At 67.2% G+C, this 4,403-nt stretch carries 1 protein-coding gene and 4 pseudogenes; 4 read left to right on the plus strand and 1 reads right to left on the minus strand.

Annotated elements, in window-relative coordinates:
* A pseudogene (locus ACFYX0_RS46800) lies at positions 1-534 on the plus strand (IS256 family transposase); the annotation flags it as partial.
* Positions 535-580: 46 nt separating this feature from the next.
* Positions 581-1,540 (plus strand): annotated as a pseudogene (locus tag ACFYX0_RS46805) (ISAzo13 family transposase); the annotation flags it as partial.
* A gap of 17 nt (positions 1,541-1,557) precedes the next feature.
* Here the strand turns inward: ACFYX0_RS46805 and ACFYX0_RS46810 are convergent.
* Complete coding sequence (locus ACFYX0_RS46810; protein ID WP_388981700.1) at positions 1,558-2,904, minus strand: IS4 family transposase; 1,347 nt, start codon at positions 2,902-2,904, stop codon at positions 1,558-1,560.
* A 79-nt stretch (positions 2,905-2,983) separates the two neighbouring features.
* On the opposite strand from ACFYX0_RS46810, the pseudogene ACFYX0_RS46815 reads away from it, so the two are divergent.
* Together ACFYX0_RS46815 and ACFYX0_RS46820 are read left to right on the plus strand one after the other, a co-directional pair.
* Positions 2,984-3,244 (plus strand): annotated as a pseudogene (locus ACFYX0_RS46815) (ISAzo13 family transposase); the annotation flags it as partial.
* An 898-nt stretch (positions 3,245-4,142) separates the two neighbouring features.
* Positions 4,143-4,403 (plus strand): annotated as a pseudogene (locus ACFYX0_RS46820) (transposase); the annotation flags it as partial.

Below are 4,403 nucleotides of genomic sequence, written 5' to 3' on the forward strand. Positions count from 1 at the left end.
CGCAGCGGGTCGTTCTTCCCGTCTCTGCTGGAACGCCGGCGCAGGATCGACCGGGCGCTGTTCGCCGTGGTGATGGAGGCATACGTGCACGGTGTGTCGACCCGCTCGGTCGATGACCTGGTCAAAGCACTCGGTGCGGACAGCGGCATCTCCAAGTCCGAGGTCTCCCGCATCTGCGGTGGCCTGGACGAGGAACTGACCGCGTTCAAGGAACGGCCGCTGGACCACACCGTCTTCCCCTACGTCTTCCTGGACGCCACCTACTGCAAGGCGAGGGTGAATCACCGGATCGCCTCCCAGGCCGTGGTCATCGCCACCGGGATCTCCGCCACCGGACACCGCGAGATCCTCGGGCTGATGGTCGGCGACAGTGAGTCGAAGCCGTTTTGGACGAAGTTCCTGCGCTCGCTGCGGGCCCGTGGCCTGGAGAACGTCCAGCTGGTCATCTCCGACAGCCACAGCGGGCTGGTGGCCGCGATCCGCACCGTCTTCCTCGGCGCGGCCTGGCAAAGGTGCCGGGTTCACTGGGGCCGTAGAGAAACAAGGTGTCGCTTCCGTCTGCTGGCGTCGTTGATCTGGTATGGCGTTTCCGGAGGGGGTGCGCAGCCAACTCGCTGTGCGATTCGAGGTGTTGCTGCCGCTTCTGAACGAGCGGCAGCGACGGTTGATGTGTGCGACGGAGGCCCGGCTGCTCGGGCATGGCGGGATCCGGGCCGTCGCCCGTGCCGCCAAGGTGAGTGAGACGACGGTCCGCCGAGGCGTCGTCGAGCTGGAGTCCGGCGAGCTCGAGCTTTCCGAAGGGCGGGTACGTAGGCCAGGCGGGGGACGCAAGCGTGCTGAGGAGGTCGATTCCGGGGTGCTGCCCGCGCTGATGGCGCTGGTGGAGCCGGACGAGCGAGGCGATCCGATGTCGCCGCTGCGCTGGACGACGAAATCGCTGCGGAGTCTGGCCCAGGAATTGACCCGCCAGGGTCACCCCGTCTCGGCGATGACGGTGGGCCGGCTGCTGAAGGAGAACGGGTTCAGCCTGCAGGCCCAGGCCAAGACGCTGGAGGGCAAGCAACACCCGGACCGAGATGCCCAGTTCCGATACATCAACGAGCAGGTCAAGCAGCTTCAGGCTGACGGCGAGCCGGTGATCAGCGTGGACACGAAGAAGAAGGAGATGCTCGGCCAGCTGCCGAACGTGGGCCGTCAGTGGCGGCCGAAGGGCGACCCGGTCCAGGTGGAGGACCACAGCTTCTTCACCGGTCCGAAGGGCGATGCGGCCATCCCCTACGGCATCTACGACCTGACCGCCGATACCGGCTGGGTCAACGTCGGTGTCGACCACGACACCTCCGCCTTTGCGGTCGCCTCCATCCGTCGCTGGTGGCAGGCCCGCGGGCACCATGACTACCCGCACGCCACCCGCCTGCTGATCACTGCGGACGCGGGTGGCTCCAACAGTTACCGCTACCGGGTCTGGAAGTCCGAACTGGCCGCCTTCGCGGCCGAGACGGGCCTGGCCGTCACGGTGTGTCACTTTCCTCCCGGCACACAATGCCGTTGCTTGAGTTAGTGAACTATCGCCGGTCGCAGCGTGATGACCTTGGGTGCGACGCGCCTGGTCGGCTGCCGGTCGCGGGTGTTGATCCGGTAGGAGAGCTTCGAGGAGTACTTCGAGTCCGGCCGCTTGAGGTGCCGGTCTGCCTCGCGCAGGCGCCTGGCGCCGTTGTCGAGCTTCCGGTGGACCTTTGCCGCCAGTTCGGCCAGGAACTTCTTGATCTTCTTGGGTGTGTCGGCGCACTGGCGAATCACGCTGCGCCGGGTGTGCTTGAGGACTTTGACGAACGAGACCCGGTCCGGATCGATGCCGTTGTCGTCGGCCAGCGACATGATGACCCGTGTGAGGCAGTGGTGCACCACCAGGTGCGCCCAGACCTCCTGCCGCACCAGATCCGGGTCCCCCGAGCGCAGGACCTCGGCGGGCCCGCGCTGGAAGGTTTTGATCTGCCGGAATGCCGATTCCGCCTCCCACCTGGCGTGATAGAGCCGGGCCAGCTCTGCCGCCGGATACGCGTCCGGGTCCAGCAGATCCGTCAGCAGCCTGACCACCTCGCCGTCGTCGACGCGGTACTCGACCACCCGCACCGTCACCCCGCCCGGGTGCGAGGCCCGCTGGCCCGCTAGGCTCATCCTCGCCAGGTAGGTACCGTCGGGCAGGTGCTGCACCGGACGACTCGCAACGCAGGAGCGCGCCCGCAGCAGCAGGTGCGCGTCGGCGGCGGTGTAGGCCTTCCACAGATCCACTCCGGGGAAGCCCCGGTCCATGATCACGAGTATCCCGGCGGCCGAGACGGCCATGGCGACAGCCAGGTCGCGTTCGCCGCCGTTGAAGCCTCCTACCGCCGCGTCGATCTGGGCGTGCGTGCCGCACTCGGTCAGCGTGACCACTCTCACCTGGGGAAACCCCGCGGGCAGGCCGTTCTTGGTCGGACCGCCGAACGCGGCCCGGTTGGTCTTCGTGTCCGGCGCGTCCAGTACGAACCCGTCCACTGCGGCCAGCCTCATCCCCCGGTAGAGGGAGGCCTCCAGGCAGACCGGCGCCAACGGGCCGGTCAGCTCACGGAACAAGGTCTCCAGAACCAGCGGCCCCAAGCGCGTGCGTGCCCGCGCGAACGAGGACTTGTTCGGAACGCTGGCGCTCAACTCCGGGATACTGCCGACCAGTTGCTCAGCGACATCGTCATATGAGTCTTGCTGGAACAGCGCCAGGGCGAGGGTGTAGTAGACCATGAACCCGGCCGGCAGTGCGCCGGGCTTCTTGTCCCGGACCCCGCACTTGCCCAGCACCGCGGCGACCAGTTCCGGAGTCACCCACCGGGTCACCACACCCAGCCGCACCCGATCAGACAACCCCACCCAAGGATGCATGCCAGGCCCAACGACCGCCCTGCTCCAATGTCACGAACTGTTTGACAGGCTCAAGCAACGGCATTGTCCCGGCACATCGAAATGGAACAAGGTCGAGCACCGCTTGTTCTCCCATATCGCCATGAACTGGCGCGGCCGCCCGCTGACCAGCCACGAAGTGGTCGTCAAGACCATCGCCGCGACGCGGACCCGCACCGGGCTACAGGTCGAAGCGGAACTTGACCCGGGCTCGTATCCCACAGGCACTACGGTCAGCAAGGCGTACCTGGACTCGCTCCCGATCGAGCAGCACCAAGAGCGTGGAACCTGGAACTACACCATCCACCCCGACGGCCCGGCCCCCAGCGAGCACGAAGCGGTTCGCAGGCCCGGGGAAACGGCCCGCACCCAGTTCCTGGAGATGCTGGCCGACCCGCTGCTGACCGGGATGACGCGGGAAGAGCTGGCCGCGCTGAGCGACCGGCTGGCTCCCGCGCAGGCCGCACAGCGGGAGGAACGCTGCTACCAGCACCGCGGCGGACAACGGCGCAAGGCACCCGGCGACCATGGCCGCCCCCTGCTGACCGGCCCCGACAAGGTGCTGATCACCGTGCTCTACCTGCGGCAGGTCTGTTCCCAGAAGGTCTTGTACGACATGCTCGCCCTCAGCGACCGCACCATCAGCAAGGCCATCGGCGACACACGACGGCTGCTGGACGACACCGGCACCGCTGTCGGTCTCTCCGCAGTCCGGTTCACCAAGCCGGACCACCTGGTGGCGTTCCTACGCACCGGAATGTCACCCCCCGAAGTCCGGCCCGCGCTCCCGGAACAGCTCTGCGACCCGGCACTGACCGGCATGAGCCGCGCTGACCTCCACGCCCTGATCGACCGGCTCTCGAAACGGCAGGCCGCGCTGGTCGAACGACGGCGCTTCACGCAGCGCGGCGGGCACCGCCAGCCCGGAACCCGCGCCGGGGTGTTCCGACAAAAGATCACCGACGCCGAGCGCGTCCTGGCCACCGTGCTCATGGACCGAAAGGTCTGCACCGGAGGAGTCCTCACCGAGCTTTTTCAGATCACCAGAGGCACTCTCACGAACGCCTTCCGCGACGTCCGCCCTCTGCTGGAAGAGGACGGAATCACCTTCCCGCCGGCATCGGTGACGCACCGCACTGTCGAGGCCCTCCTCGCCAGCACTGCCACGAAAGCCAACACGCCGACAGAACCAGCAACTTGATTACGTACAGGTTCACTTCGTCCGGGACGTGTTCTCGGTGATCGAGAGGGGCTCCGGGGAGATGGTCGCCGCCACCATCCGCACCATCTTCGCGCAGACCACCGGCGAGCAGGTCCGCACCCAGCTGAACGTGGTCGCCGACATGCTCGGACGGCAGTTCCCGCAGGTCAAGACGATGCTGCTGGACGCGGCGACGGACATCACCGCGTTCGCCGACTTCCCGCCGGCGCACTGGAAGAAGATCTGGTCGACCAACCCGCTGGAACGG

The sequence above is a fragment of the Streptomyces sp. NPDC002573 genome (genome assembly GCF_042889625.1).
GTDB lineage: Bacteria > Actinomycetota > Actinomycetes > Streptomycetales > Streptomycetaceae > Streptomyces > Streptomyces gibsoniae.